General features: G+C 71.3%; 22 protein-coding genes and 2 tRNA genes. 10 read left to right on the top strand and 14 right to left on the bottom strand.

The window, feature by feature from the left end; all coding sequences use genetic code 11:
- The first annotated feature begins 13 nt into the window (after positions 1-13).
- The 4 genes from Q8791_RS15605 to Q8791_RS15590 all read left to right on the top strand — a co-directional run bounded on the left by Q8791_RS15605 (position 14) and on the right by Q8791_RS15590 (position 3719).
- Complete coding sequence (locus Q8791_RS15605; protein ID WP_330092432.1) at positions 14-526, top strand: hypothetical protein; 513 nt, start codon at positions 14-16, stop codon at positions 524-526.
- Positions 527-719: 193 nt separating this feature from the next.
- The gene (locus Q8791_RS15600; protein ID WP_330092431.1) at positions 720-1982 is read left to right on the top strand and encodes an ABC transporter permease; all 1263 of its coding nucleotides are present in this window, start codon (positions 720-722) and stop codon (positions 1980-1982) included.
- Positions 1983-1991: 9 nt separating this feature from the next.
- A complete protein-coding gene (locus Q8791_RS15595) occupies positions 1992-2999 on the top strand; it encodes an efflux RND transporter periplasmic adaptor subunit (RefSeq protein WP_330092430.1) in 1008 nt (335 codons plus the stop codon).
- Positions 3000-3719: an ABC transporter ATP-binding protein gene (locus Q8791_RS15590; protein ID WP_330092429.1), complete on the top strand. Its 720-nt coding sequence runs from the start codon at positions 3000-3002 to the stop codon at positions 3717-3719.
- Between the two features lie 101 nt (positions 3720-3820).
- Here Q8791_RS15590 and Q8791_RS15585 read toward each other — a convergent pair.
- From Q8791_RS15585 to Q8791_RS15575, 3 genes are all read right to left on the bottom strand, one after another.
- Positions 3821-3897: transfer RNA gene (locus Q8791_RS15585), tRNA-Met, on the bottom strand.
- A gap of 240 nt (positions 3898-4137) precedes the next feature.
- Positions 4138-4214: transfer RNA gene (locus tag Q8791_RS15580), tRNA-Met, on the bottom strand.
- Positions 4215-4342: 128 nt separating this feature from the next.
- Positions 4343-7282 (bottom strand): UPF0182 family membrane protein, encoded by a 2940-nt coding sequence (locus Q8791_RS15575; RefSeq protein ID WP_407942007.1) that lies wholly within the window; start codon positions 7280-7282, stop codon positions 4343-4345.
- A gap of 296 nt (positions 7283-7578) precedes the next feature.
- Between Q8791_RS15575 and Q8791_RS15570 the strand changes: the two genes are divergently transcribed.
- Complete coding sequence (locus Q8791_RS15570; RefSeq protein ID WP_330092427.1) at positions 7579-8097, top strand: PPA1309 family protein; 519 nt, start codon at positions 7579-7581, stop codon at positions 8095-8097.
- Between the two features lie 272 nt (positions 8098-8369).
- Here Q8791_RS15570 and Q8791_RS15565 read toward each other — a convergent pair whose 3' ends face one another.
- The 3 genes from Q8791_RS15565 to Q8791_RS15555 all read right to left on the bottom strand — a co-directional run bounded on the left by Q8791_RS15565 (position 8370) and on the right by Q8791_RS15555 (position 11136).
- On the bottom strand, positions 8370-9431 hold the full coding sequence (locus Q8791_RS15565; RefSeq protein ID WP_330092521.1) for a YlbL family protein: 1062 nt from the start codon (positions 9429-9431) through the stop codon (positions 8370-8372).
- Between the two features lie 106 nt (positions 9432-9537).
- Positions 9538-9981, bottom strand: a complete 444-nt coding sequence (locus Q8791_RS15560) for a molybdenum cofactor biosynthesis protein MoaE (protein WP_330092426.1) — start codon at positions 9979-9981, stop codon at positions 9538-9540.
- An 87-nt stretch (positions 9982-10068) separates the two neighbouring features.
- Positions 10069-11136 (bottom strand): NAD-dependent epimerase/dehydratase family protein, encoded by a 1068-nt coding sequence (locus Q8791_RS15555; RefSeq protein ID WP_330092425.1) that lies wholly within the window; start codon positions 11134-11136, stop codon positions 10069-10071.
- A gap of 122 nt (positions 11137-11258) precedes the next feature.
- Here Q8791_RS15555 and Q8791_RS15550 point away from each other — a divergent pair, with 122 nt between their 5' ends.
- Both Q8791_RS15550 and Q8791_RS15545 read left to right on the top strand, forming a co-directional pair.
- Positions 11259-12707, top strand: a complete 1449-nt coding sequence (locus Q8791_RS15550; protein WP_330092424.1) for a zinc-dependent metalloprotease — start codon at positions 11259-11261, stop codon at positions 12705-12707.
- Complete coding sequence (locus Q8791_RS15545) at positions 12708-13265, top strand: NUDIX hydrolase (RefSeq protein ID WP_330092423.1); 558 nt, start codon at positions 12708-12710, stop codon at positions 13263-13265.
- A 258-nt stretch (positions 13266-13523) separates the two neighbouring features.
- Here Q8791_RS15545 and Q8791_RS15540 read toward each other — a convergent pair whose 3' ends face one another.
- The 6 genes from Q8791_RS15540 to Q8791_RS15515 form a co-directional block, all read right to left on the bottom strand.
- Positions 13524-14102 carry a M48 metallopeptidase family protein gene (locus Q8791_RS15540; RefSeq protein WP_330092422.1) on the bottom strand — a complete coding sequence of 193 codons (579 nt, stop codon included), beginning with the start codon at positions 14100-14102 and terminating at the stop codon, positions 13524-13526.
- Positions 14103-14417: 315 nt separating this feature from the next.
- The gene (locus Q8791_RS15535; RefSeq protein WP_330092421.1) at positions 14418-14579 is read right to left on the bottom strand and encodes a hypothetical protein; all 162 of its coding nucleotides are present in this window, start codon (positions 14577-14579) and stop codon (positions 14418-14420) included.
- Positions 14580-14628: 49 nt separating this feature from the next.
- Positions 14629-14910, bottom strand: a complete 282-nt coding sequence (locus Q8791_RS15530) for a WhiB family transcriptional regulator (protein ID WP_330092420.1) — start codon at positions 14908-14910, stop codon at positions 14629-14631.
- A 205-nt stretch (positions 14911-15115) separates the two neighbouring features.
- Positions 15116-15484 (bottom strand): hypothetical protein, encoded by a 369-nt coding sequence (locus tag Q8791_RS15525; protein ID WP_330092419.1) that lies wholly within the window; start codon positions 15482-15484, stop codon positions 15116-15118.
- Between the two features lie 300 nt (positions 15485-15784).
- Complete coding sequence (tesB, locus tag Q8791_RS15520; protein WP_330092418.1) at positions 15785-16693, bottom strand: acyl-CoA thioesterase II; 909 nt, start codon at positions 16691-16693, stop codon at positions 15785-15787.
- Positions 16686-18812 carry an ATP-dependent DNA helicase UvrD2 gene (locus Q8791_RS15515; RefSeq protein ID WP_330092417.1) on the bottom strand — a complete coding sequence of 709 codons (2127 nt, stop codon included), beginning with the start codon at positions 18810-18812 and terminating at the stop codon, positions 16686-16688. Before Q8791_RS15515 ends, tesB begins: the two co-directional genes overlap by 8 nt.
- Before the next feature lie 266 nt (positions 18813-19078).
- Here Q8791_RS15515 and Q8791_RS15510 point away from each other — a divergent pair, with 266 nt between their 5' ends.
- Together Q8791_RS15510 and Q8791_RS15505 are read left to right on the top strand one after the other, a co-directional pair.
- The gene (locus tag Q8791_RS15510) at positions 19079-19339 is read left to right on the top strand and encodes a mycoredoxin (RefSeq protein ID WP_330092416.1); all 261 of its coding nucleotides are present in this window, start codon (positions 19079-19081) and stop codon (positions 19337-19339) included.
- Between the two features lie 153 nt (positions 19340-19492).
- The gene (locus Q8791_RS15505) at positions 19493-19948 is read left to right on the top strand and encodes an ANTAR domain-containing response regulator (RefSeq protein ID WP_330092415.1); all 456 of its coding nucleotides are present in this window, start codon (positions 19493-19495) and stop codon (positions 19946-19948) included.
- Between the two features lie 210 nt (positions 19949-20158).
- On the opposite strand, the gene nudC is transcribed toward Q8791_RS15505, so the two are convergent.
- Together nudC and Q8791_RS15495 are read right to left on the bottom strand one after the other, a co-directional pair.
- Positions 20159-21109, bottom strand: coding sequence for an NAD(+) diphosphatase (nudC, locus tag Q8791_RS15500; RefSeq protein ID WP_330092414.1), 951 nt, complete (start codon positions 21107-21109; stop codon positions 20159-20161).
- A 135-nt stretch (positions 21110-21244) separates the two neighbouring features.
- The gene (locus Q8791_RS15495) at positions 21245-22627 is read right to left on the bottom strand and encodes a dipeptidase (RefSeq protein ID WP_330092413.1); all 1383 of its coding nucleotides are present in this window, start codon (positions 22625-22627) and stop codon (positions 21245-21247) included.
- A gap of 243 nt (positions 22628-22870) precedes the next feature.
- Here Q8791_RS15495 and Q8791_RS15490 point away from each other — a divergent pair, with 243 nt between their 5' ends.
- Positions 22871-23419: an EF-hand domain-containing protein gene (locus Q8791_RS15490; protein WP_330092412.1), complete on the top strand. Its 549-nt coding sequence runs from the start codon at positions 22871-22873 to the stop codon at positions 23417-23419.
- The last annotated feature ends 64 nt before the right edge of the window (positions 23420-23483 follow it).

The raw sequence follows: 23483 nt of genomic DNA, 5'->3' as shown, positions 1-23483 counted from the left end.
TAACGTGCGACGTGTGCTGACCACGAAACCCCTCGGGGCCGCCCTGTGCGGCGCCGCCGTCCTGCTGGTGACCGCCTGCGGCGGCGGCCACGGGTACAGCCCCGAGGAGCTCAACGACATGATCGTCGACACCGTTCGCGCCTCCGCCCGGGAGGGCGCGGGCGGACTGGGCGTACCCGACACGCTCTTCGACCCGACGACCTACATGTGCACCCCCGCGGTGGACGACCGGAGCACCGACGCCTGGCGGACCACCGCCCCCCGCTCCCCCGTGGACGTCGGGGACTCCGTCGAACTCGGCGTCCTGGTCCCGGAGGACGCGGAGGCCTCCGCCGTGACCGCCTCCGTCATCGGCCCCGGCGGCGGGGCCGCCGCGGCCGGGACGGACGCCGAGCCGGGCGAGTGGAGCCGCGTCCGCTACCCCGACGACTTCGACGAGTCCGCCGAGAGCGGCGTGCACACCGTGGTCTGGTCCGACGCGGAGTCGGGGACCCCGCTCACCTGCGACGGCTTCGAGGTGGACTGACCCCCGGGCCACCGCCCCGGTCCCGCAGTTCCGGACATGCCGAACGAAAATCCCTGACAATCCGAAATTACCGGCGTTCGGGGTGAACCGAACGCGCCCTTCCCTGCGATGGCTCTGATGAATCCCCGCCAACCGCGGGCCTCCCGGCGCCGCCGTCGCGGTGCCGGCACACAGACACCACGGAAGGGGCCGAATGCTGCGTTCCCTCACAGCCGGGATCGTGCTGGCCTTCGCCGGTTCACGGGCCAACGTGGCCAGGACCATCCTCTCCTGCACGGGCATCGTCGTCGGTGTGGGCGCGCTCGTCCTCGTGGTCAGCGCCAGCGACTTCGGCCAGCGGTTCGCCACCGCCTACAGCGAGGCCAACGCCGGTCGGCCGGCGACCCTCGAGGTCTCCGTGTTCGACGAGACGATCACCGACCGCGCGGCCTTCGAGGAGGACCTGGTCCGCGCGGGCGGCCAGGAGGTCTCGCTCTACCAGACGCCCGCGGAGCCCCCCATGATCCGCTCGGGCGACTCGGTGATCACCGAGGCGAGCATCCTCGGGGTCGACCCGACGCTGGGCGACATCCGGCGCATGAACATGCTGGAGGGCCGCTGGTTCACCGACGCCGACACCGCGTCCCTCGCGCCGGTCATGATCGTCAACGAGGAGCTCGGCGCCGCGGTCGGCGACCTCGCCCAGGTCCAGGTCGGCACCGACCGCTGGATGGACGTGCGCGTCATCGGCGTCCTGGAGAGCTCCGCCATGGACTCCGGCTGGTACAGCGCCTACGTCCTGCGCTCCCCCGCGACCGAGGATCTGATCTTCGGCTCCGGGGCCTCCGATTCCGAGGAGGAGTCGGAGGCCGAGATGATGTACATGATGGGCTCCGCCACCACGTACCAGGTGCGCATCGACCCTGAGGACCCCGCCGCGGACGATCCGTGGGGAACCATCTACACCGAGCGGCTCGGCTCGGCGTCGTGGCGCTGGGGCGTCGAGGACCAGGCCTCGATCTCGTCCTACCGCTCCGACTACGCGGAGATGACGAACGAGGCCATCACCTACCTGTCCTGGGCCCTCATGGGCATCGCCGCCATCACCCTCACCACCGGTCTGCTGGGCGTGCTCAACGTCGGCCTGGTCACCGTGCGCGAGCGCCGCCGCGAGCTGGCCACCTACCGGGCCCTGGGCGCGAGCCGGTTCACCCTGTTCGTGGCCGTCGTCATGGAGTCGGTCGTGGTGTCGCTGGTCGCCGGTCTCATCGCCATCGCCGGGTGCTGGGCGGTACTGGCGGTCGGCGGGGCGGTCCTGGACGCCTTCGTCCCGCTGCCCGACGACATTCCCCTCAACATCCCCCCGACCGGGGTACTCGTCGGCCTGGGCAGCGCTGCGCTGGTCGGGCTGCTGGCCGGAATCATCCCCGCGATGCGCGCGCTCGGCGCGTCCGTCGTCGCCGGACTCCGGGAATAGGAGACACACGTGAAGAAGTGGATCATCATCGGCGCGGTCCTGGTCGTCCTGGGCGGACTGGCCGGCTCCGGTTACCTCCTGCTGCGCAGCCTGGGAGGCTCCGCCGACGACGACATGCTCATCGCCGAGGGCGCCATGGACGTGGGCGGGGCGCCCATCGAGGTGGAGATGGGCGGGATCAGCTCCGTGATGGTGCTGGACGCCGTCGTCGAGGCCGAGCCCGGTGAGAGCGTCAAGGCGCGCAACGGCGGCACCGTCACCCACCTGTGGGTGGCCGACGGCGCCGAGGTCGAGGAGGGCGCGCCGATCCTCAACGTGAGGGTGCCGAACGAGAGTGCGCCCGAGGACGGCGGCAGTGACGACGCGTCCGCCCCGGCGACCTCGGAGGTCACCCTGTACGCGCCGACCAGCGGCACGGTGTCGGGGCTGGACGACGTCCTCGTGGGCGACGTGCTGGAACCCGGAGCCGAGCCCGCGGAGGTCGCACCGGACGTGTTCCGCGCGGTGGCGTCGATCCCCGCCAACGACCTCTACAGGTTCTACGAGGACCCCGAGGACATCATGCTCAAGATCGACAGGGGTCCGCCGGCCGACGTCTGCGAGTTCCTGTCCCTCGGTGCGGACGGCGGCGCGGACGCCGGGGGCGAGACCGGCGGTGAGGACGCCGGCGGCGGTGGCGGCAGTGAGCTCGTCTGCCGCGTCGCCTCCGACCTCCGGGTCTTCGACGGGGTGCAGGGCAAGCTCTCCGTCACCACCGGCGAGGCGGAGAACGTTCTGGTCGTCCCGGTGACCTCGGTGCGCGGTACCGCCGAGGAGGGCGAGGTCGTGGTGGTCTCCGGTGACGGCTCCGAGGAGGTCCGGGAGGTGGGGCTCGGTGTGTCCGACGGCTCCTTCGTCGAGGTCACCGACGGGCTGAGCGTCGGCGACATGATCATGGACCCGGTGCCGCTCGACCCCCGGTTCGACGTCCCCGACGCCGGGGACGACGAGGAGGACCTGATGGAGGGGGAGGGTTAGATGTCGCTCCGCGCACCGGCCCCGGAGACCGGGGCTCCCCCGTCGGGCCCAGCCCCCCTGCTGAGCGTGGAGGAGGTGACCCGGCACTTCACGGTGTCGGGGGACCGCATCGACGTCCTGCACGACTGCACGTTCCAGGTGCGGCGGGGGGAGGTCGTCGCGATCGTCGGCCAGTCCGGCTCGGGCAAGTCCACGCTGCTGAACATCCTGGGCCTGCTCGACAAGCCCAGCGGCGGCGCCTACACGTTCGACGGTGTGGACACCACCGCGCTCGGGGAGGGCCGCAGGTCCTGGCTCCGGGGCGAGGGCATCGGCTTCGTGTTCCAGCAGTTCCACCTGTTGGAGCGGCGCACCGCCCTGGCGAACGTGGCGGTACCCCTCGTGATCGCCGGGGTGCCGCTGCTGACCCGCCGTGCGCGGGCCCGCGAGCTGCTGGAGTCCGTGGGCCTGGGGCACCGGCTGCACTCCGAGCCGCACCAGCTGTCCGGCGGTGAGCAGCAGCGTGTGGCCCTGGCGCGCGCCCTGAGCCGTGACCCCGGCCTGGTCCTCGCGGACGAGCCCACGGGCGCCCTGGACGCCGCCAGCAGCACCATGATCATGGACCAGCTGTTGGAGCAGGCGAGGATCCGCGACTCGGCCGTGGTCGTGGTGACCCACGACCCCAAGGTGGCCGCGCGGGCCGACCGCGTGGTCGAGCTCGTGGAGGGTCGTACACGCTGACCGCGTGGGGCGCCGCCCGGATTTCGGGGGGGCGCCCCACGCGCACGACAACGGCCGACACACGAAAAAACACCGGGTGGAATTCCACCCGGTGTTTCCGTTGGTAGCGGGGACAGGATTTGAACCTGCGACCTCTGGGTTATGAGCCCAGCGAGCTACCGAACTGCTCCACCCCGCGTCGTGATCTCTATTTTAGGGCCTTTCGCCCCGGGTGGCAAATCGGCTTTCCGTGAGGAAAACCGGTGAGATCCCACCCTGTGGCCTTCCGGTTTCCCGTCCGGCCTGTGACCACTCTACCAGGCTTCTCTTCCCGGTCGAGCCACTCAAGCGCGCCCTTTCGGGCGGGTTTCACGGAATCCACCGAAACGGTAATTCCGCGAAAAGCACCGGACCCGGGATTTCTCCCGGGTCCGGGTCTTGGTAGCGGGGACAGGATTTGAACCTGCGACCTCTGGGTTATGAGCCCAGCGAGCTACCGAACTGCTCCACCCCGCGTCGTTGTGTTCATAGAGTAGCGCGCCCCGGCCGATAACCCAAATCAGCTTCCCGGGACCCTGGCCACCGGGGCCCGCGGCCTCCCGCGGAGCCGCCGCCGGTTCGCCCCTGGAGGGGGAGGACCGTTCCTAGTCGTTCATCTGCTCCTCGATGGCCTCCAGAGCCTCACGCAGGCGGTCGTTCGCCTCGTCGTTGGACTCCTGGGCCTCCTCCCAGGCCGACACCGCCTCGTTGAGGGCGTCGGTGAGGTCCTGGTCGGCACCGCCGTCGCCGGCTCCGGCCTCGTTCTCCTCCGGGGCCTCCTCCGGCGTCTCCTCGGGTGTGCCCTCGGCGCCCTCGAAGAGGTTGCTGAGCGCGTCCGGCAGGTTGCTGCCGATCGCGACCTCCTCGCCGAAGCCGACCATGACCTGCTGGAGCAGCGGGAAGGAGGCGCTGCCGCCTCCGCCTGCCTGCACGTAGAGCGGCTCCACGTAGAGCAGGCCGCCCGCGAACGGCAGGGTGAGCAGGTTGCCCCGCGTCACCTCCGCGTTGGACTGCTCCAGCGGCAGCAGGACCTCTCGGACGTCGGCGTCGGCGTCGAAGGCGTTCTGCACCTGGCCCGGACCGAAGATCACCGTGCTCCGCGGCAGCTCCAGCAGCTTCAGCTGGCCGTAGTCGTCGGAGTGCGGATCGCTGTCCACCGCCATGAAGGCCGCCAGGTTCTCACGTCCGCGGGGCACGAACGTGCTCGTCAGCGAGAAGCTGGCCTCCTCGGCGCCCGGGTACTGGATCGTCTGCCGGTAGGGCGGCTCCGGGGCCTCCGTGCCGCCGGTCGGGTCGTTGGGCACCGCCCAGAAGTCCTGACCGCCGTAGTAGGCCGCGGCGTCCGTGACGTGGTACTCGCGCATGATCTCGCGCTGCACCTTGAACAGGTCGTCCGGGTACCGGACGTGGTCGATGAGCTCCTCGCTCATCTCGTCCCGGTTCGTGACCGTGCCCGGGAACGAGTCCATCCAGGTCTGGAGGACCGGGTCCTCCTCGTCCCACGCGTACAGGGTGACGGTCCCGTCGTAGGCGTCGACGGTGGCCTTGACCGAGTTGCGGATGTAGTTGACCTCGTTGCCCGGCAGGGCGCCGACCTGCTGCGCCGAGCCGTCCGTGAACGTGTCGGTCACGGCCTGGGTGAAGTCGATCCGGTTCGCGTACGGGTAGCCGTCGGACGTGGTGTACGCGTCCACGATCCACACGACCTTGCCGTCGACGACCGCCGGGTAGGGGCGGCTGTCCACGGTGAGGTACGGGGCGACCCTCTCGACGCGGTCCAGCGGGTCGCGCTCGTAGAGGATGCGCGAGTCGCTGGTGATGGCGCTGTTGAGCAGGATGTTCGGTTCCTGGTACTTGATCGCGTACAGGATCCGGTCGAAGAAGTTGCTCAGCTGGACACCGCCGCTGCCGTCGTAGCGGTTGTAGGCCTGCGAGCCCCCGGGGTCCTCCTCCGCGCTCTCGTCGGTGCCCTCGGTGCCGTCGCCGCCCTCGGCGGGCGGGTCCTCGTTCGTGGGCTCCGCGCTCTGGGCGTCGCCGGGCGCGCGCGCCTCGTCGGGGGCCGGGCTGACCTCGGGCTCGACCGCGTCGTCCAGGGTCGGGACGTCGGCGGCGTTCTCCTCCGAGTCGAGGGGGTAGTCGTACTCCTCCTCGGCCTGGACGATGACGTACTCGGCGCCCTCGCGGCCGTAGTAGATCCGCGGCTGGTACTCGCCGGCGACCTCGCTCAGCTCGCCCCGCGGCGGGATGTTGTACTCGGTGAAGACCGGGCGGCCCTCGGCGTCGATCTCACTGCCGGCGGCGGCGACCATGCCGTAGCCGTGGGTGTAGATCAGGTGCCGGTTCAACCAGTTGTCCTGGTCGTCCGGCGGACCGTCCAGCTCGCGGACGGCCACGATCGTGTCGATCAGGTTGCCCTCGGCGTCCGGGTAGCGGTCGACCTCCAGGACCTCGGGGAACTGGTAGAAGCCGCGGACCTGCTGCATCTGCTGGAAGGTCTGGGAGACCACGGAGGGGTCGGCCAGGCGCACCTTGGTGCCCTGGGACTCCTCGACCAGGTCCTGCGCACTGAGCTCGGTGGTGGCGTCGTAGGCCTCCACCTCGGCGTCCGCGATGTCGTACGCGTCGCGCGTGTGCTCGATGTTGCGCTCGATGTACGGGCTCTCCAGGCGCTGCTCGTTGGGGTTGACCTGGAAGCGCTGGACGATCTCGGGGTAGGCGACACCGACCAGCACGGCGGACAGCACCAGGAGCCCGAGGCTGGCCATGGGGACCATGGTGTTCTTGAAGTAGATGTTCGCGAAGAACAGCAGCGCGCAGATCACCGAGATGACGGTGAGGATCATCAGGGCGGTCTTGACGGCGTTGACGTCGGTGTACGACGCGCCGAAGGTGTAGCCGCGCTCGGAGAACACCAGGCCGTAGCGGTCCAGCCAGTAGGAGCCCGCGCGCAGCAGCACGAAGAGCCCCAGGAGCACCGAGAGGTGCACGCGGGCGGCGGGGGTGGCGCGCTGGCCGGTGTCGTTCTGGAGCCGGACCCCGCCGTACAGGTAGTGCACGATCACCGCGGCGATGAACGCCAGGATGACGGCCGCGTACAGGTAGCCGAGCAGGATCCGCAGGAACGGGTAGGTGAACGCGAAGAACGCGACGTCCATCCCGAACTCGGGGTCGTTCACACCGAAGTCGGTGCTGTTGGTGAACTGGAGGTAGGCGCGCCAGTCACCGCTGGCCGCGACTCCGGCCAGGAGTGCCAGGGCGCCGACGGCGATCCAGAAGAAGAGCTTGCGGTGCGGGTCGATGGACTGCCGGTAGCGGTCCAGTCCCTGCTGCTCCAGGCTCATCGGCCGGATACCCGGCCGGGAGCGGTACGCGAAGTAGATGCTCGCGCCGACGATGACGGCCATCACCAGGCCGGCGACGGCGAACAGGAGCACGCGGGTCCACAGTTCGGTCAGAAAGACCGAGGTGTAGCCGACGGAGCTGAACCACTTGTAGTCGGTCCAGAAGTTCGCGGCGAGCATCAACCCCGCGATGATGACGACCACGGTCGCCGCGACTGGCGCGAGCAACCTTGATCGGCGAGGCATACGCGCAGGTGGTGCGCCGGGCGATCGGAAGCTCACGCCTCCCCCTCGTTCTGGCTTGGTAGGTGCGTTCGGTGCGCGTGTGGCGCCTTATTACTGAAAACTTAAATGGTGGGTGCCAGGTTCCCGAAATCGCCCTCACCCGGGTGACAAGGCTGCATCGTTGCTGTATCGGAGTCGCATCCGGGAGGCCCCGTTGCGACCCTACTGTCCGGGAACGGGAGCGGCGGGGTTCCCACATCGGTCACTATGGAAACGTGTCGAACATTCGCGAAGCCGTCATGGACCTCGAACGCCACACCGCCGAGCAGGGCTGGGACCGGCCGCTGGGGCTGTACGCCCTGGTGCCGACCGCCGAACTGCTCAAGGCGGAGCCGGCGCTGGCCGATCTGCTGGGGATCGGCTCCCCCGCCGATCCCGACGAGTTGACCCCCGTCGAGCAGGAGCCGCTGCCCGACGACCTCCCCCTGGAGGAGGCGCTGGGGCGCATCCTCTGGCCGGAGGGCGTGGCCGGGTGCGCCCTGGTCATGGAACGCCTGGTGGTGAAGGGATCGGACGAGACCCTCGCCGCCGGCGAGGACCCGAGTGCGTCCGGTCGTGAGACCGAGGAGATCCGTATGGTCGCCGGTGTGATGCGGGACGGCTCGCGGCACTGCGCGATGCGCATGCGCAGCCACGACAGCGAGGCCGAGGTGCTGAACGGCGCGGACCTGATCCCGGCGCTGACCTCGGCCCTGGCGCTGACCCTGGACCTGGAGGAGCCGGAGCAGGGGTGACCCGGCCGCGGATCCGCCCGCCCGTGAGATCCAGGAGGCCCCCGCCGTGACGGCGGGGGCCTCCTGTGTCCGGGTACCCGCCCGGGCGCCGGGGCTCCGTTGCGGGGCGCGGGGTCCGGGCTCCGGATGTCCCGGCAGGCTCTCGGGCCGCCTCGGCCGTCCGGGCGCCCTCCCCCGGGACGGCGTACGACCTCCGGTCCGGCTGTGCTCCACGGGCGCGGCGGGGAGGGTCGGCCGACGAGGCGGCCCGGCGAGGACGCGGGGACGACGGCCTACTCGCAGCGGGGGAGTTCGCCTTCGCCGTCGCGGATGGTGTCCAGGGCGTCGACCGCCTCCGTGAGGGTCTCGACGCGCACGACCTCCAGCTCGCCGTAGGCGGCCGACTGGGAGACCTGGGAGCAGCTGTCGGCGGCCACGAAGAAGTACTCGGCTCCGGCGCGCTGGGCGCTGACCATCTTCTGCGGGATGCCGCTGATGCCGCCGACCCGGCCGTCGGAGGTGATGGTGCCGGACCCGGCGACGTCGACGCCGCCCGTGAGGCCGTCCTCGCTGAGCCGGTCCATGATCCCCAGGGCGAACATCATGCCCGCGCTGGGGCCGCCGATGTCGCCGATGGTGATGTCCACGTCGACGGGGAAGTCCATCCGGTCGGAGATGAGCACACCGACCGCGGCGCCGCCGTCCTCGCCCTCCGTGGTGGGGATCTCGACGTCGACCGTGTCGCCGTCGCGGTCCAGGGTGAGCTCGACCGGGTCGCCGGGCTCCCGGTCCCCGACCCGGTCCACGACAGCGGTGCTGCCCACGGCCTCCTCGGAGCCGTTCCCGCTCACGGTGGGTACGGCCTCGCCGTCCACGGCCAGGATGACGTCGCCCTCGTCGACCTCGCCGTGCGCGGGCATCCCCTCGACGGTCCCGTTGACCACGGGCACCGCCTCGTACTCCATGCCGAGCTCGTTGAACGCGGCGGCGGTCGCGCTGGTCTGGGAGTCGTTCATCTGCACGGTCTGCCGCTCGCTGACCTCCTCGGGCGTGCGTCCCGCGGGGAACAGCAGCTCCTCGGGCAGGACCGCCTCGGTGGGCGAGAGCCACGCGGTCACGACGCCGAAGAAGTTGAGCCGGTGCTGGGGACCGCCCGCGTACTGGACGGTCACCATCGACAGGGAGCCCTCGTGCTCATAGCTCTCGGCGCCGCCGATCTCGATGACGGGCCCCTCCTCGGTCTCCCCGACCGTGTTCACGGTGATGCCGGGGGCCGCGACCAGGTAGGGCAGGGGGAGGAGGAGGCTGCCCGCTCCGAGCCCGACGAGAAGGGCGAGAGCGACAACAAGGGTCATGACACGACGAACCATGCGCACAGCCTATTGCCGTCGGAGGGCTGGAGGCGTTCGTCCACACCCGTGGTCGGGCCGCCTCCGCCCCGGTCCGCGAACGGGACGGCGGCTACGGACGGGGTTCGCCCACCCACTCGCCGTCGCCGTCCTGGAAGGCCTGCTGCTTCCAGATGGGCACCTGGGCCTTGAGGTCGTCGATGAGCCGCCGACAGGCCGCGAAGGCCTCCTCGCGGTGCGCGGCGGCGGCGGCCACGACCACCGCGAGGTCGCCGATCTCCAGGTCGCCGACGCGGTGCGTCGCGGCCATCCGCACGACCGGGCGCCCGGGGACGGAGGTGTCGGCCAGCACCTTCTCCATGACTCCGCGCAGCCTGTCCTCCACGGTCGGGTGCGCGGTGTAGGACAGCGCGGCGACGTCACGGCCGTGGTCGTGGTCGCGAACGGTCCCGATGAACACCGCGGTGCCGCCCGCGCGCGGGTCGGACACCGCGGCGAGGACCTCGTCCACGGACAGGGGGGTGTCGCGTACTGACGCCAGAGTGATCTCTTCCACGCCACCGACCGTACCAACCGGGCATCCCCCTCGTCCCCGCGGGAGCGCGCGCTCCGGGCACGGGGCCCGCGCGTGCGCCTCCCGCGATCACCCGCCCTTGCGTTTGCGCAGGTGGCGAATGGCGGCCGCGGTTCCTATGGCCGCGGCGGCCGCACCTGCGGCCCCTGCCGCGGTGATGGTGACCTCCTTGCGGCCCAGGCTGCGGCCCACCAGCGCGTGCTTGCCGCTCCGGGAGTCCAGCAGGGCCCGGAGCGCGGACTCGTTGTCGTGGTCGGGCTTCCACCCGGCCTCGCGCAGCGCCGCGCAGTCCACCACGCACGGGTAGACGAGGAACTTCAGCTCGCCCTCGGCGGCCGGGGTGATCCGGGCCTGGTGGAGGCGTCGAATCGCGCCGAAGGCCAGGTTGGCGGGCACCTCGAAGTGCTTCATCCCGGCGACGCCCTCCACGTCCTCCTGTGTGAGGGAGCCCTCGCTGGCCACGGCCACGACACCGTCGGACCCCTCCACGCCGTGCAGGGCGCAGAACGCCAGGGCGCCGGCGAGGTCGTCCTCGTGGCAGAACTGCCAGTGCTGGCGGTGTCCCTTGACGGTGAGCAGGCGGGGCGCGGAGAAGTGCCGGCTGAGCAGGGTGTCGAGGTCGGGGCCGACGAGGGGCGCCGGCCGCACCACGGTCACCGAGAGGCTGGGGTGCGCGCGGCGGGCGCGCTCCGCGAGGTCCTCGATCTCGGCGAAGTCGCCCATCAGCCCGTCGCCGTTGTCGGAGACGCGGGTGGCGTTCTCCGGGAGCGGGACCGGGTTGTCGGCGGCGGCGCCGTAGACCATGGTGCTGGTGACGAGGATGACCCGCGGCACCCCCGAGGCCGCTGCGGCGGTGAGGACCGTCTGGGCCGCGCGGATGTTGTGCGCGCGGCGCTGCGGGGGTCTCGTCTCCACGGACCGGTCGTCCGCGGTGTGCACGAGCACGTCGACCCCGCCGAGGCGGGACACCAGCCCGGGGTCGCACACGTCGGCGATCCGCCACGTCACACCCCGCAGATCGGCGAACTCGGCGTCGATCGCGATGATCTCCCGGGGAGCCGTGGAACCTTCCGGCGTGGCCAGGCGTTGCACGAGGAGCCGGCCCACTCCGGACGCGGCACCGGTGACAGCGACCACCGGGCCCGCTTTCCCGGAAGGGCTGTGCTCTGGGCGAACCTGGCTGCTTTCGGTATTCACTCCGGGCGACTCCCAGCTAACGTGACAGTGGAGACCAAACCTAATCCTGCCTGAGGTCTGATGTGAGCGACCTGCCTTTCGGTTTCAGCATGCCGAACGATCCCGATGACGAGTCCGGACGCCGATCTGGCGACTCCGGCTCGGGTGCCGGCAGCGGCCGCCCGGGCGGAGGGGACTCCGGAACGCCGGACGGATTCCCGTTCGGCGACCCGCAGCAGATGGCCAACATGCTGCGCCAGTTCGCCGACATGATGTCGGCACAGCCCAGCCCCGGCGCCGGCGGCGACGACAAGTCGTCGTCCGGGGTCAACTGGGAGATGGCCAAGGACGTGGCACGACAGACGGTCGCCCAGGAGGGCGACCCGAGCGTGCCGGTGTCCGACTACGCCAAGGTCGAGGAGGCCCTGCGCCTCGCTGACCTGTGGCTCGACCAGGCTACCGACCTCCCGTCCGGTGTTCAGACCGCTCAGGCCTGGAGCCGGTCGGAGTGGGTCGAGAAGACGATGGACTCGTGGGTCCAGCTGTGCGACCCGCTGACGAGCAGGACCGTGCGCTCCATGGGGCAGAACCTGCCCGAGGAGATGCAGTCCGTGGCGGGTCCGCTGCTGGGCATGATCCAGCAGATGGGCAGCATGATGGTCGGCCGCCAGGCCGGCCAGGCGGTCGGCGAGCTGTCCCGTGAGGTGGTCGGTACCACCGACATCGGGCTGCCGCTGGCCGGCGAGGGCAACGCCGCGCTGCTGCCGGGCGGGGTCGAGCGGTTCAGCGAGGGCCTGGAGGTCCCCGCCGACGAGGTGCGCCTGTACCTCGCCGCGCGCGAGGCCGCCGTGCACCGCCTGTACTCGCACGTGCCGTGGCTGCGCTCGCACGTGTCGCGGCTCGTCAACGAGTACGCGGACGGGATGTCGTTCGACGTCAGCGGCCTTGAGGACCGCCTCGGTGAGATCGATCTCACCAACCCCGAGGCGCTCCAGGAGGCTCTGGGCGGCGCGGGCGGCGAGAGCCTGCTCCAGCCGGAGGACACCCCGCAGCAGAAGGCGGCCCTGGGCCGTCTGGAGACCACTCTGGCCCTCATCGAGGGCTGGGTGGCGACCGTGGTGTCGTCGGCGGTGTCCGGCCGGCTTCCGCAGGCGGACGCGCTCTCCGAGGCGACCCGTCGCCGTCGTGCGACCGGCGGACCCGCCGAGCACACCTTCGCCGCCCTGGTCGGCCTCGAGCTGCGCCCGCGCCGTCTGCGCGAGGCCGCGGCCCTGTGGTCGGCCCTGGAGGAGGCGCGCGGGGTGGAGGGCAGGGACGCCGTGTGGCAGCACCCCGACCTCATGCCCACCGGTGAGGACCTGGACGACCCGGACGCGTTCGTGAACGGCGGAGGCGGGTTCGGCGGGGCCGACTTCGACATCTCCTCCCTGACCGGCGACGCGCCCGGGGCCGGGCCCGACCGGGGGACCGCCCCGGGACCGGACCGGTCCGAGGACGACGGCGACGACGACGCACGCGGAGAGGACGCGTAGATGTCACTGCACGCGGACGCCCTGGCGGTGCTGGACGCGTGGACCGCGCCCGACGCCCGGCAGGAGGAGCTGCGCCGCTCCTACGTGGAGCACCTGGGCGGGCACGCGGACGCCATGTGGCGTACGTGCCTGCCCGGGCACGTGACGGCGAGTGCGGCGATCATCTCCGCGGACGGCTCGAAGGTCGTGCTCACCCTGCACCGGATCCACCGGATGTGGTTGCAGACCGGCGGCCACTGCGAGCCCGGGGACGCGACGCTGGGTGCGGCCGCGCTGCGGGAGGCCGTCGAGGAGTCGGGGCTCCGGGACCTGACCCTCCTCCCCGACCCCGTCCGGCTGGACCGGCACCGGGTGCCGTGCGGGGGCGGCAGCTTCCACCTGGACGTGCAGTACGCCGCGGTCGCCCCGTCGGCGGCCGTTCTGGTGTGCGATCCGGACGAGTCGGCCGACCTGGGCTGGTTCCCGGTGGGCGACCTGCCGGACCCCACCGACGACTCCGTGCGCGACCTGGTGCGCACGGCCGCCGAGGCTGCGACCGTCTACCGCAGCTCCGTCTAGGCCGTGTTTTTTGCATCCTTCCGGGCTCGCGTCCGCCAGGCTTCCTCTCGCTGCGCCTCTGCGCTCGTGAAGCACAACCAGGCTGAACGTCGCACATCGTCTTGCGAGAGATTGCCTGGACGGCCGCTCGCCGACCCGGAAGTCTCCTGAAAAACACTCCCTGGGCCGCGTCTCGCGCCCTCTCCCGGCTCGCGTCCGCCGGGCCCTGTCCTGCGGCGTGCCCGGATTTCCGGGGCCGGCGTGGACGGTGCCTGAGGGCTACTCCTCCAGGGCGACCTCGGCGATGCCCAACTCCTCCTCGTCCGCTTCCTCGTCCTCGTCGTGGTCGCAGGCCTCCGCACGCGAGGCCGCGCTGAACCCCTCCAGGTATCCGCGGGCCCGTTCGGTCCGGGGGTAGCGGCGTACCAGGTCCCAGAAGTCCCGTCCGTGGTGCGGGATGGACAGGTGGGCGAGTTCGTGGATGAGGACGTAGTCGACCACCCAGGAGGGCATCCGGGCGAGACGGCGGGAGATGCGGATCGTGCGGGTGTCGGGGGTGCACGAGCCCCAGCGCGCGTTCTGGTTGTCGACCCAGCGGACGCTGTCGGGGAGTTCGACCCCGCCGAGGTAGCGGTGGGCCAGTTCCAGCGCCCGTTCGTGGAGTTCGGTGTCGCCGGAGTGCCGACGGCCCTCCCGGGCCTCCAGCCGTTGCAGCATGCGACCCACCCAGCGCTTTTCCTCTGCGCGGGAGAACGTCGCGGGCACGAGGACGACCGTGGTGTCCCCGTCCCTGTAGGCCGACACGGTGCGTCGGCGACGAGGGCTACGTCGTACCTCGACTTTGGTGTTCGAGGGCACGAACTTTACGGTAGCCGAGAGGAGAGCTTCCGCACAGATATGCCCTGTCCTGTTATGTCATTGATTTCACCGGATCCCCGATTCGCGGAGCATCGTCGGGAATCACGGCCCCGTCGCGCGTTCTGCCCTGACCAGCACGGTCCCGGCGCGTCAGGCCAGGACACAATCAGGGCACTTCGAGCCCCCTCTTGACTCGAAAGAAACAAAAAAGAGACCGGACGGTTATCCCCATCGGGGGGCCCGCCCGGTCTCCCGCCGGTTCCGCGGTCACCTCGGAACGCTCAGCGCCACGTCATCCCGCCGTTGTACGGCGGGTCAACACAGGCGCGACCACGCGAGATCCATGAGTGCCTGTTCCGCACGGCGCTCCTCCCGCTGGCGGGCGCGCATCACACGGGCCGTGAGCCTTCTGTTCTGCATCTCGCGGGTCTCGATATCGGTCTGTTCGGCAACTCGCAGGAGTTCCAGGAACATCATCTGTCTTCGTCCTTCGTCAGTTCTTCGGGTGCGGAGTGCGGGTGGTGGGTCAGGCCGCGACCGGGGCGGGGTTCTTCCGGGGACGGCCCCTCGGGCGCTTGCGCGCCACGACCTGGCCGGCGACGAGCAGCTGCCCGCCCCAGACGCCCCACGGCTCGCGCCGCTCCAGGGCGTCGGTCAGGCACTGCTCCCGCACGGGGCAGGCTCCGCAGACGGCCTTCGCGGTCTCGACGTCGGCGGGCGCCTCGGCGAAGAACAGGTCGGGCTCGAGGCGGCAGGGAACTTCGGTGTCGTCGCCCAGCAGGGGCGTCTCCAGGACCGACGCAAGCATCGGTGCCCTCCAAGATCTTTGATCGTTTCGTACAACGCGGTCGGTGATGGTCACCGGAACCAGTCCGGTGAGGGACCTGGACTTGCGATGCCGCCGTCCTCTTCCCTCGTCCCTGGGGGACGGGGATCGGACGGAGATACAAAGAAAGCCGCGGCCCCTGTGTCGGGGTCCGCGGCCACGGTCGAAACTCTCGGCCTGTGCTGCTCTAGGCCGGAATCCTCCGTGGACACTCCCCCGATGCGCCGTACAGGCGCTGGGTAGCTTCAGCGTGTTCCGTCGTGCGCTTGCCTCGATCAAGGGCGAGCTCAGGGTTGGCGGGCACACCACTGCCGTTGCCGACACCGGTCGGGACGACCGGGGACACCATCGACAGGGCACGGGACCGGTGGGTTCCGTACTCGTCGCTGCCGCCCTTGGCGTCGTGACCGACACCGGTGGTGATGAACTCGCCGAATCCGGCGAGGACGCCCGTCAGACCGCTCTCGGCGGTGCCCGAGACAGCCGTCAGGGACAGCTGACGCGACGACATGGCGAAGCCAGTGATGAATTCAGTGGTCTGCGTGGAGTTCGTCATTTGATGGGGCACCTCCTTCTGAGTCGGGCGACAGGGTCTTTCACCTGCGCCGGGCGCGGTCACTGCGACGGAGTACAGACTATGGGTTGCCCTGTGAAGACGGCAACCTATTTTTGACCTGCGAAAACGTCCGCATCCGGCCACCGGGGGCGGGGAATGGCGCAGAGCCCGGGAGCGTTACCGCACGGCTTCCGGAACGCTCCTCCGCGCCGGCGACGCACGCGGGCCCCGTCCCCGGTCGGGGACGGGGCCCGCGTGCGTCGGGCGTGTCCGGGGCACTCGCGCGGCCGGGGCGCGGAGTCAGGAACCCGGCAGGGCGTCGGACCATCCCTCGGCGTCCACGACGCGGATCAGCCCCTCCTGCACGACGGAGCAGACGAGCTGGCCGTCACGCGTGTACACGAGCCCGCGGGCGAGTCCCCGCGCGCCCTGCGCGGTCGGGGCCTCCTGCGCGTACAGCAGCCACTCGTCGGCGCGGAACGGCCGGTGGAACCACATCGCGTGGTCGAGGCTGGCCATGGAGATGCCCGCGAAGGAGCGTCCGTGCCGCAAGAGGACCGTGTCCAGCAGGGTCATGTCCGAGGCGTAGGTCATCAGGCAGACCTGGGTGAGCCTGTCGTCGGGCAGCTTGCCGTCCACCTTCAGCCAGACCGGGTTGGTGGCGGTGCGCAGCTGCGGGTCGCGTTCGGCCTCGAAGGACAGCGGACCCACCGGGCGCAGCTCGATCGGGTGCCAGCGGACGAACCCGGGCACCTTCCCGAACGCCGCCTGGAGGCGTTCGCGCGTGCTCGGCAGGTCCTCCGGCGGCGGAACGTCGGGCATGGGGATCTGGTGGTCGAGGCCGGGCTCCTCCTTGTGGAAGGAGGCCGACAGGGTGAATATCGGCTTCCCGTGCTGGATGGCCACCACCCGCCGGGTGGTGAACGACCTTCCGTCGCGGACCCGGTCCACCTCGTAGACGATCGGCACCGCGGGGTCACCGGGCCGTATGAAGTACGCGTGGAGGGAGTGCACGTAGCGCTCCGCGGGGACGGTGCGCCCCGCTGCGACGAGCGCCTGCCCCGCTACCAGGCCGCCGAAGACGCGCTGCGGACCCTCCGCGGGGCTGCTCCCCCGGAAGATGTTCACCTCGATCTGCTCCAGATCCAGGACGGCCAGCAGGCCGTCGAGGGACTGGCCCCGCGTCTGCTCGTCGGCGCTCTCACTCATCCGCTGTCTCCTCCTCGTTGCCACCGGCCGGACCGTCCGTGACGTCCGCCGGATCCGCGCCCGAGACCAGCGCGAGCACCGCCTCACCGTAGCGATCGAGCTTGACCGCTCCGATCCCCGACACGGCGGAGAGCTGGGAGACGCTCGTGGGCTCCTGCTCGGCGATGGCCTGGAGCGTCGCGTCGGTGAAGATGACGTACGCGGGGACCTTCTGCTCCTGCGCGTTGGTGCGGCGCCAGTCGCGCAACCGCTCCAGCAGCGCCTCGTCGTAGCTGGACGGGCAGTCGAGGCAGCGCCCCAGCTTGCGCTCGGCCGCCTCGCCCAGGGCGTTCCCGCACACCCGGCAGCGGGCCACACCGCCCTTGCGGCGTTCGGCGCGCTTGGAGGCCGTGGACGGCGAGGCGGGCCGGAGCCCGTCCAGGAACCGGGAGGGCTTGCGGCTCTTGCGCCCGCCGGGCGAGCGGGCCAGCGACCACGACATCGCCAGGTGCTCCCGGGCGCGGGTGACCCCCACGTAGAACAGGCGCCGCTCCTCCTCCACCTGGTCGTCGGTCTCCGCGTAGATGATCGGCATCATGCCCTCGGTGAGGCCCACGAGGAAGACGGCGTCCCACTCCAGGCCCTTGGCGGAGTGCAGGGAGGCGAGGGTGACTCCCTCGAAGCCGGGCGCGTGCTCGGTGGCCATGCGCACGTCGAGTTCGTCCACGAGGTCGGCCATGGTGACCTCCCGGCCGCCGGGGGCCGGTGCGGCCGCCAGGTCCTCGGCGAGCTGGGCGAGCGCGGACAGCGACTCCCAGCGCTCGCGGGCCTGGCGGCCCTCGGGCGCCTGCTCGGTCAGGCCGAGCTGGCCGAGGAGCTGCCGGACCGTGTGCACCAGGGGCTCGGGGTCCTCCCCCGCCGCGCCGTGCCGGGCGCCGCGCAGAGTGTGCACGGCCTGTTTGATCTCGGCCCGCTCGAAGAACCGCGTGGTGCCCCGCACCGTGAACGGCACGCCCTCGTCGGTCAGCGCCTGCTCGTAGGCGGCCGACTGGGAGTTGGTGCGCAGCAGGACCGCGATCTCGCTGGCGGGGGTCCCGTCCTCCAGGAGGACGCTGATCTTGCGGGCGACCCCGGTGGCCTCGGCCGGCTCGTCCTCGTACTCCTGGTACATGGGGTCGGGCCCGTCGGGGCGCTGTGCCTGGAGGGTCAGGTGGTTGGCCGACGTGGTGCCGCGCGCCTGGGCGATGACGTGGTTGGCGACCCGCACCACCTGCGGAGTGGACCGGTAGTCGCGGACCAGTCGGACCACGGTGGCGTGGGGGTACCGGGCGGCGAACCCGGTCAGGTACCCGGGGGTCGCCCCCGCGAACGAGTAGATGGTCTGGCTCGGATCGCCGACCACGCACAGGTCGTCGCGGTCCCCCAGCCAGGCGTCCAGGAGGAGCTTCTGGAGCGGGTTGACGTCCTGGAACTCGTCGACGACGAAGTAGCGGTACTGGTCGCGCACGCGCTGGGCGATCGCCGGGTACTCGTTGATCATCCCGGCGGTGAGTTCGAGCAGGGACTCGAAGTCGAGCAGGTTGCGCTCGCGGCGCAGCGCCTCGTAGGCCTCGAAGACCCGGGCGACCTCCCCCGGGGGCATCGGCGCCTGGCGGCTGGTCTTGGCCACCGTCTTCTCGTAGTCGGTGGGCCGCACCTGGGTGACCTTGGCCCACTCGATCTCGCTGGCCAGGTCGCGCAGGCCGGTGCGGTCGGGCTGCACGCCCACGGAGTGGGCCGCGCGGGCGACCGCCTGGATCTTGCTCTCGATCAGGGTGGGCTTCTCGCCGCCGATGACCTGCGGCCAGAAGAACGACAGCTGCCGCAGGGCGGCGGAGTGGAAGGTGCGGGCCTGGACGCGGGGTGCTCCCAGTCCGCGCAGGCGGCCGCGCATCTCACCGGCGGCGCGGGCGGTGAAGGTGACCGCCAGGACCTGCTGCTCGGACACCACCCCGCTGGAGACAGCGTGGGCGATCCGGTGGGTGATGGCCCGGGTCTTCCCTGTTCCGGCACCGGCCAGGATGCACACGGGGCCGCGCAGCGCACGCGCCGCCTCGGTCTGCTCCGGGTCCAGTCCCTCCAGGACACGGTCGGGGTCCATGGTGCTCCTGCTGTGGTCGGGACGGCTGTACGGGTGTGGGGTCGGGGCTTCTGTCTGGGGGCACAGTCTCTCAAGTATCGGTTGTGGCGGGGAGCGGATCGGCACTCTGCCCTTATCGAGCGGAATGACACATTCCAGAACCAGTTGGCCCTGTGAGGCGTCCCACGTTGTGTCGCACGGTCGTGGGAAGCGGGCCGGGCCACTCGGTGTTGAGATGTGGGACCGGACGAAATACCAGCGATCGTAGGCAGAAGGACGTGAGCGACATGACGAGTACGGCGACCGACCAGTTCACGATGTACACCACCCCCTGGTGCGGGTACTGCAAGCGGCTCAAGAGCCAGCTCTCCCGCGAGGGGATCACCGGTGGTGAGGTGAACATCGAGGAGAACCCGGAGGCCGTCGAGCTCGTCATGAAGGTCAACGGCGGCAACCAGACGGTGCCGACGCTGGTCTTCAGTGACGGGTCGGCGATGACGAACCCGTCACTCGCTCAGGTGAAGAAGAAGCTGGCCGAGCTGTCGTAGGACGGTACGCGTGCCGCGGTCACACCTTCCGGGTGTGACCGCGTTCCGTGTCATGGGCCCCGGTCGTGAACCGCGACGGGACTCCTCCGACGGCGCTCGGGCGCTACCAGGGCTCGGACGATGACGACGGGGAGTGTTGAGTTGGGGGACGACATGAGGCCTCATGACATAGCGGTCGCCGACACGGTGGACGTCGGCGTGGTGCGCCGCACCCCGAACGGGTGGCGCGTGGGAGACGGGCAGGAGGTGCCCGACCTGGTGAGCGCGATGGTCCTCGCGGACCTGCTGACCGGTGAGTCGGGAGCCGCGCGTCCGCGCTCACAGGCCCCCGGCCGGGCCCCCGAGGGGGCTTCCGAGGTCGAGCGGTTGCGGCACACCATCGCGCAGCTGGAGCACGCGCTGCACTCGCGCGTGGTGGTGGAGCAGGCGATCGGGGTGCTGGCGGAGCGGCACACGATGGCGCCGCGGGAGGCGTTCGAGCGGCTGCGCTCGTCCGCCCGCTCGCGCGGCCGGAAGGTGGCCGAGCTGGCACGGGACGTGGTGGAGAGCAGCACGAGCCCTCTCACCTCGCTCCCCGACGAGTTGAACCCCTCCCCCGGCTCCGGCTGAGGGTGCCCGGCGACCTGGCGCGGCGACGGTGCGCGGCGTCCGCACACGCGAAGGCGTGCGAGGACCGTGCGCTGCCGTCCCGGTCCGAGGTCCGTGCACCGGTGCGTGTGACCGGTCCGCCCGGGCCCCGCGGCGTCCCCTTCAGGGTAGGCATCCCCCGGAGGAGGGCACCAGCCCTCCTCGGCGCCTGTGGACGGCCCGGCGCCCCGGTCACCAGCCCCCCGGGAGCTCCGCCCCGTACCAGTGCTCGATGAGGGTGCGGGCGATCGACACCCGGCCGGGCAGCAGGACCTCACCGGCCCGCGCGGCCTCGAACAGCTCGGGCCGGGTGAACCAGCGGGTGACGGCGATCTCGTCGTCGGTGCGCTCGGTCTCCCCCACGGCCCGCGCGGTGTACCCCATCATCAGGCTCCGCGGGAACGGCCACGGCTGTGACGACAGGTAGCGCGGTCGTTCGACCACCACCCCCGCCTCCTCGGCCACCTCCCGGATGACGGCCTGCTCCAGGGACTCCCCGGCGTCCACGAACCCGGCCAGCACGGAGAAGCGCCGCGCGTCCCAGTTCGGGTTGTTGCCGAGCAGCACCTCCTCCTCCCCTTCCCGGTCGCGGTGCACGAGCATGATGACCGCCGGGTCCATCCGGGGGTACTGCTCGGTGCCCTCCTCCTCGCAGACGCGCACGTGCCCGGACGCGGCCGGGGTGGTGCGTGCGCCGCAGCGGGGGCAGAACCGGTGGGTGGCGTTCCAGTTGGCGAGGGCGATCGCCCGGGTCAGGAGACCGGTGTCGCGGTCGTTGAGGACGGCCCCGACCTCGCGCAGCGACGCGGGCTCCGCGACGGGGTTGGCGAGCAGCTCCCGAGGGGAGCGCACCGCGAAGTAGGCGCGGTCGCCCTCGGTGCCGAGCAGGTAGCGCTCGCCCTCGGGGGCGTCGCGGGTGCGGGTGAGCACGAGTTCACGGGTGTCGCCGGTGGTGACCAGGGCGCGGGACTGCTTGGCCATGAGCGCCTGCCAGCCGTGGCTGCCCGGGTCGCCGCCCTCCAGCACCAGGACCTGGGAGCCGGGGTCCTCCCACGCCTTGGCGAGCCAGTCCTCGTCCACGCGCCGGTGTCCGGCGGGGTCGACGGTGGAACGGGACAGTGAGGGGGTCGCGTCGGCGTCCATGGGTCCTTCCAGAGGTCGGGGAGGGCCGTCCGCACGACCCGCGTCTACAGGGGTAACACCCCGGAGGGCTCCGTGCATGCCCGTTCCCGGAACACATGCGGCGACCGCATGTGTTCCGGGGGCGCGGACGCGTGCTCAGGCCCGGTCGGCGGAGCCCAGTTCCTCCCACAGGTAGGCGACGCTCTCCGCTCCCTTGAGGAGGAGGGGGACCTCCACCTTCTCGTTCGGGGCGTGGATGCGGTCCTCGTCCAGGCCGACGGCGACGAACACCAGGGGCGCGTCGAGGATGTCGGCGATGTCGGCCTCGGGGCCGCTACCCCCCTCGCGGGTGAACAGCACCTGCGTGCCGAAGGCCCGCTCCATGGCCGACCGCGCGGCCCTGAGCGCGGTGGAGGACAGGTCGGAGGCGCAGGCCCGCACGCCGGGGCCGCCGAACTCCAGCTCGGCCCGCAGTCCCGCGGGGGTGTTGGCCTCCACGTAGGCGCGGACGCTGTCCTGGACGTGCAGCGGCTCCTGCCCGGGGACGAGCCGGAAGCTGACCTTGGCGTGGGCCGAGCGCGGCACGATGGTCTTGCCGCCCGCGCCGGTGTGCCCGCCCCACATGCCGTTGATCTCCGCGGTCGGCCGCAGCCAGATCCGCTCCAGGGTGCTGTAGCCCTTCTCCCCCCAGGTGGCGGTGGAGGCCGCGGTGTCCAGCCACTCCCTCTCGTCGAAGGGCAGCCGGGCGATGAGGTCGCGCTCCTCCCGGTCGGCCTCGACCACCCCGTCGTGGAACCCGGGGACCGCGACGCGGCCGTCCTCGTCGTGGAGGCCGGACAACAGGTCGCTCATGGCCTTGAGCGGGTTGGGGACCGCGCCTCCGAAGGAGCCGCTGTGCAGGTCGCGCGCGGGGCCGTACAGGTTGATCTCGACGTCGGTGACGCCGCGCATGCCCACGCACATGGACGGGGTGTCGGCGGCCCACATCGTGGTGTCGGAGATGACGGCGACGTCGCAGGCCAGGCGGGCGCGGTTGGCCCGCATCAGGTCGGCGAAGTGAACCGAGCCGGACTCCTCCTCGCCCTCCACCAGGAGTTTGACGGTGACGGGCGGCGCGTCGGCCCCGGAGGCCGCCAGGGCGGCGCTCACGCCGAGGGCGTGGAAGAGCACCTGCCCCTTGTCGTCGGAGGCTCCGCGCGCGAACAGCGAGGTGCCGATCTCGGTCGGGGTGAACGGATCGGTGTCCCACTCCTCGACCGGGTCGACGGGCTGGACGTCGTGGTGCCCGTAGACGAGCACGGTGGGGGCGTCGGGGTCGGCGGCGGGCCACTCCGCGAACACGGCCGGCAGGCCGGGGGTCTCCCACACCTCGACGGTGGGGAACCCTGTCGCGGTGAGGTGGTCGGCGAGCCACCGCGCGGACCGCCGCACGTCGTCGTGGTGCGCCGGGTCGGCGGAGATCGAGGGGATCGCCAGCCACTCCCTGAGCGCGGCGAGGAACTCGTCCCGGTGTGCCTCGATGTGGGCGCGCGCGTCCATCTGCCCGTCCTTTCCTAGACGTCCTTGTCGTGATCGAGCCTAGAACCTGGACGAACCGGGTCACGCCCGCCCGTTTCAGCTCTGACGCGTCCGGCCGGGGCCGTCCCCGTGCGCCACGCTCCGCACCGGCGGCCGGGGCCGTCGCGCCGGAGTGTCCCGGACCGGCGGCAGAACCTTTCCGGGCGCGGGAGACTCAGAGGATCACGGGGCGGGAAGGGCCCGTCCCCCGACGAGAGGACGCACGTGAGCACCACCCCCGCCGAGGCGACAGCCGTGAGGTTCAGCCGTCTCTTCGACGCCCTCGACTCCGACCACGACAGCTCCGTGACCTGGGCGGACTACCAGCGCCTGGTCGAAAGCTACGTCGCGGGCTACGGCCTGGACCCGCAGGAGCGCAAGGCCCAGGCCGTCCAGGCGTCCTACCAGATGCTGTGGCTGGAGCTGCTGCGCCACTCGGGGGCCGAGGTCGCGCGCCTGGACCGGGAGCGGTTCGTCCAGGCCATGCACGCCGCCGCCGAGGACCGGAGCCGGTTCAACATGACGGAGGGCGTGGCCGAGGCCGTCTTCGACCTCCTCGACACCGACGGCGACGACAGCGTCAGCGAGGCCGAGTTCCTGCACTACGCGCGGGTCCTCGGGGCGGAGGCCACGGACGCCGCGGACCGGTTCGCCGGTCTCGACACCAACGGCGACGGGTTCATCAACCGCGAGGAGTTCGTGCTGTCGTCCCGCGAGTACCTCTTCGGCGACGACACCCGCTCGCCGGGCGGGTTCGTGTTCGGCGTGGTCTGAGGTCCGCCCCGGCCCCGGCCCGGGCACCGCGCGCCGCCGCCCGGTCCGCCCCGCGGCGGTCGCG

This window comes from Nocardiopsis codii (assembly GCF_036327455.1).
GTDB classification, from domain to species: Bacteria; Actinomycetota; Actinomycetes; order Streptosporangiales; family Streptosporangiaceae; genus Nocardiopsis; species Nocardiopsis codii.
Note: the sequence above shows the minus strand (reverse complement) of the source record. Positions and strands in the feature narration are given on the sequence as shown.